The sequence below is a fragment of the Shewanella sp. NKUCC01_JLK genome (genome assembly GCF_019345615.1).
Taxonomy (GTDB): domain Bacteria; phylum Pseudomonadota; class Gammaproteobacteria; order Enterobacterales; family Shewanellaceae; genus Shewanella; species Shewanella oncorhynchi.
Window position 1 is genome coordinate 1 of record NZ_JAHKRD010000031.1, and the last position, 3,417, is coordinate 3,417.

The 3,417-nt window shown below is 45.6% G+C and carries 1 protein-coding gene and 10 tRNA genes; 5 read left to right on the forward strand and 6 right to left on the reverse strand.

Features of this window, described 5'->3' with window-relative positions; all coding sequences use genetic code 11:
• Positions 1 to 24 precede the first annotated feature (24 nt).
• From KO537_RS22855 to KO537_RS22880, 6 genes are all read right to left on the reverse strand, one after another.
• Positions 25 to 100 (reverse strand) — tRNA-Val (locus tag KO537_RS22855).
• Positions 101 to 128: 28 nt separating this feature from the next.
• Positions 129 to 204 (reverse strand) — tRNA-Val (locus tag KO537_RS22860).
• Positions 205 to 232: 28 nt separating this feature from the next.
• Positions 233 to 308 (reverse strand) — tRNA-Val (locus KO537_RS22865).
• A 48-nt stretch (positions 309 to 356) separates the two neighbouring features.
• Positions 357 to 432, reverse strand: a tRNA-Val gene (locus tag KO537_RS22870).
• A gap of 37 nt (positions 433 to 469) precedes the next feature.
• A tRNA-Val gene (locus tag KO537_RS22875) sits at positions 470 to 545 on the reverse strand.
• A 44-nt stretch (positions 546 to 589) separates the two neighbouring features.
• A tRNA-Val gene (locus KO537_RS22880) sits at positions 590 to 665 on the reverse strand.
• Positions 666 to 1,273: 608 nt separating this feature from the next.
• Here KO537_RS22880 and gltX point away from each other — a divergent pair.
• The 5 genes from gltX to KO537_RS22905 all read left to right on the forward strand — a co-directional run bounded on the left by gltX (position 1,274) and on the right by KO537_RS22905 (position 3,388).
• Complete coding sequence (gene gltX / locus KO537_RS22885) at positions 1,274 to 2,683, forward strand: glutamate--tRNA ligase (RefSeq protein WP_105252064.1); 1,410 nt, start codon at positions 1,274 to 1,276, stop codon at positions 2,681 to 2,683.
• Positions 2,684 to 2,787: 104 nt separating this feature from the next.
• A tRNA-Ala gene (locus KO537_RS22890) sits at positions 2,788 to 2,863 on the forward strand.
• 63 nt (positions 2,864 to 2,926) lie between these two features.
• Positions 2,927 to 3,002: transfer RNA gene (locus KO537_RS22895), tRNA-Glu, on the forward strand.
• A 104-nt stretch (positions 3,003 to 3,106) separates the two neighbouring features.
• Positions 3,107 to 3,182 (forward strand) — tRNA-Ala (locus tag KO537_RS22900).
• A 130-nt stretch (positions 3,183 to 3,312) separates the two neighbouring features.
• A tRNA-Glu gene (locus KO537_RS22905) sits at positions 3,313 to 3,388 on the forward strand.
• The last annotated feature ends 29 nt before the right edge of the window (positions 3,389 to 3,417 follow it).

Below are 3,417 nucleotides of genomic sequence, written 5' to 3' on the forward strand. Positions count from 1 at the left end.
GTAAAGTTTATTGGGGGAGATATATGGTGGTCGCTACTGGGCTCGAACCAGTGACCCCCTCCTTGTAAGGGAGGTGCTCTCCCAGCTGAGCTAAGCGACCTGGGATATAACGTGTGTATTGCAGAATATGGTGGTCGCTACTGGGCTCGAACCAGTGACCCCCTCCTTGTAAGGGAGGTGCTCTCCCAGCTGAGCTAAGCGACCTGGGATATAACATGTGTATTGCAGAATGTGGTGGTCGCTACTGGGCTCGAACCAGTGACCCCCTCCTTGTAAGGGAGGTGCTCTCCCAGCTGAGCTAAGCGACCTGGGCATTCTTAAACTACACAATTTTTAAGTCATTCTTCACTAAAGAATGGTGGTCGCTACTGGGCTCGAACCAGTGACCCCCTCCTTGTAAGGGAGGTGCTCTCCCAGCTGAGCTAAGCGACCTGGGAATGACTTTTACACATTAATACATCAAGTTATATGGTGGTCGCTACTGGGCTCGAACCAGTGACCCCCTCCTTGTAAGGGAGGTGCTCTCCCAGCTGAGCTAAGCGACCTGGGATATAACGTTTTGTATGCCATAATTTCTTTGTAGAAAATATGGTGGTCGATACTGGGCTCGAACCAGTGACCCCCTCCTTGTAAGGGAGGTGCTCTCCCAGCTGAGCTAATCGACCTCGCTGTGTGGAGCCGTATTATAGGGAGGTTCGATCTAGTGTCAACGCTTTTTAGTGAAAAAAGCATTGGTCGCGCTATTTTTGTCCACATTGGCTTAATGCTAATCATGCCGCCGATCAAAGTGTTATTTAATTCGCCAGTCAATGGTACGTAATTTGGACGCTCGCGATTAAATACGAGTTGAACTCATCCCATTCACCTGACTTTTTTGTGGTAAAAGTGCTGAGGAAGTGAGTGATTTATAAAAATTAGCGCACTAACAGCATGAGTGCATTGATAGTGTATAGATGCGCGTGTTCGATGGCGCAGATATTTATAGTCGAAGGAATATAGGTGTAGAGATTTAGGGGTTGGAATATAAAGCCTGAAAAATCTTCTCAAGTGTTAGCATTCATCAATGGTGGTGATAGCAATAGTGCCACCTTTATATATCGCTTTATATTGGCTTCCCTATAAAAGGGAGGGATTCGCGACACGATTTAACCAGATAAGTGATACTGTGAAGCTTGTCCCATTTGCAGCGCCTGCTTTGACTGTTAGAATAAGCCCACTTTTTTTATCGTGATTGTCTTTATCTAGACGACTTTATATAGGTTAGTGTCCCATTATGACAACTAAGACGCGTTTTGCCCCTAGTCCTACCGGTTTCTTGCATGTTGGTGGTGCCCGTACTGCACTTTATTCTTGGTTACAAGCCCGTGCCAATAACGGTGAGTTTGTATTACGTATTGAAGACACTGATATTGAGCGTTCGACTCAAGCCGCTTGCGATGCGATTTTAGAAGGCATGAACTGGCTAGGTTTGACATGGGACGAGGGCCCATATTACCAAACTAAGCGTTTTGACCGTTATAACGAAATCATTGCTCAAATGTTAGAAAAGGGCACAGCGTATAAATGTTACTGTTCACGTGAGCGAATCGATGCCTTAAGAGAATCACAGGCCGCTAACGGTGAAGCACAAAAGTATGATGGTTGCTGTCGCGACTTACCCGCTCGCGAGACTGATGAACCATTTGTGGTGCGTTTTAAAAATCCAATCGGTGGTTCAGTGGTATTTGATGACCATGTTCGTGGTCGGATTGAATTTTCTAACGATGCATTAGATGACTTGATCATCGCCCGTACCGACGGCGTGCCAACTTATAACTTCTGTGTGGTGGTTGACGATTGGGATATGGGGATCACTTGTGTGGTGCGTGGTGAAGATCATATCAACAATACCCCGCGTCAAATCAACATTCTTAAAGCATTAGGGGCGCCGATCCCAGAATATGCACACGTATCTATGATTCTAGGTGATGACGGCGCTAAGTTGTCCAAGCGCCATGGCGCTGTTAGCGTAATGCAGTACCGTGACGATGGCTATTTACCAGAAGCACTGCTGAACTATTTAGTGCGTTTAGGTTGGTCACATGGCGACCAAGAGATTTTCTCATTAGAAGAAATGAAGCAATTCTTTAAGTTGAGTGACATCAACAAAGCCGCTTCTGCTTTTAATACCGATAAACTGGTGTGGTTGAACCAACATTATATAAAGAGCCTAGATCCAGAATATGTGGCAACACACTTACAATGGCACATGGACGATCAAAAAATTGATCTGTCAAATGGCCCAGCATTAGCTGAAGTGGTCACTGCATTAGCTGAGCGCGCTAAGACTCTAAAAGAGTTAGCCGCATCTAGCCGCTATTTCTATGAAGATTTTGCTGAGTTTGATGAAGCACAGGCGAAAAAGCATTTACGCGGTGTTGCGTTAGAGCCATTGCAACTGGTGCAACAGAAATTATCAGCATTAACTGAGTGGACAGCTGAAGCTATTCATCAGGCAATTGAAGATACTGCGACTGAATTAGATGTGGGTATGGGTAAGGTCGGTATGCCTTTACGTGTTGCAGTAACAGGGGCAGGGCAGTCTCCAGGCTTAGATATCACACTATTTTTAATTGGAAGAAGCCGTTCTGAGCAAAGAATATCCAAAGCGATTGAATTTGTAGCAGATAGAATAAATTCCTAAAAAACGAGTTGACACTTTTAGGTGCGCTGCATAGAATGCGCCACGCAGTTGAGACACAGTCGAGCAAATGCTTGCAGTGCACTTAAATGTAGTTCGATAGGTTTGGGGTTATAGCTCAGCTGGGAGAGCGCTTGCATGGCATGCAAGAGGTCCACGGTTCGATCCCGTGTAGCTCCACCAAACTTACCGTAGATGTTAAACGGGAACCTTTTCTAGTGAAAAGTTCAAATTAATATGTCCGGGGTCCCCTTCGTCTAGAGGCCTAGGACACCGCCCTTTCACGGCGGTAACAGGGGTTCGAATCCCCTAGGGGATACCAAATATTGGTTCCTAGCAAATAACTAACGTGTTGTTTGGTAAGAACAAAGTCTAAATTTCTGCTGATACATATACTGCTAAAGTTAGCTGTGTTGACAAAAATTTGGGGCTATAGCTCAGCTGGGAGAGCGCTTGCATGGCATGCAAGAGGTCCACGGTTCGATCCCGTGTAGCTCCACCAATTTACTGCCTTATTAAGCAGAAACGAAAGTTTAAATTAATACACCCAAGGCACACTTCGCTACTTAGAAGAGTGCCTATGAGACCGTAAATGTTAAACGGGAACGTTAAGTTCAAATTAATATGTCCGGGTCCCCTTCGTCTAGAGGCCTAGGACACCGCCCTTTCACGGCGGTAACAGGGGTTCGAATCCCCTAGGGGATACCACATTTTGGTTCCTAGCAAATAACTAACGT

Excerpts from the sequence above, each read along its gene's own strand:
- gltX (WP_105252064.1), top strand. The coding sequence starts at position 1,274 with ATGACAACTAAGACGCGTTTTGCCCCTAGTCCTACCGGTTTCTTGCAT.